Here is a 272-nt window from a genome sequence, read left to right as displayed (position 1 = left end):
ACTGGTAGCTGAAATTATTCGCCTGCAAGAGCTTGCGTCAAACAACAAACCGGCCATCGCTTTAGTGGCCGACCGTTTAGCGCGTTACTTTTCCGCATCAATATTATCGATAGCAGCAATAACCTATTTGGTTTGGTTATCGATTTCTCCCGATGATGCCTTTTGGATTACCTTGTCGGTATTAGTGGCGACGTGTCCCTGCGCCCTCGCCCTTGCTACGCCGACAGCAGTGACTTGCGCCACGGCTATTTTTACTAAGTTGGGTGTTATTC

1 pseudogene is annotated in these 272 nt (G+C 48.5%); it reads left to right on the top strand.

Annotation, left to right across the window (positions count from 1 at the left end):
* Positions 1-272 (top strand): annotated as a pseudogene (locus AAEY55_RS18325) (ATPase P); the annotation flags it as partial.

It is taken from the genome of Pseudoalteromonas sp. 120-MNA-CIBAN-0494 (genome assembly GCF_040308885.1).
Lineage (GTDB): Bacteria > Pseudomonadota > Gammaproteobacteria > Enterobacterales > Alteromonadaceae > Pseudoalteromonas > Pseudoalteromonas nigrifaciens.
Note: the sequence above shows the minus strand (reverse complement) of the source record. Positions and strands in the feature narration are given on the sequence as shown.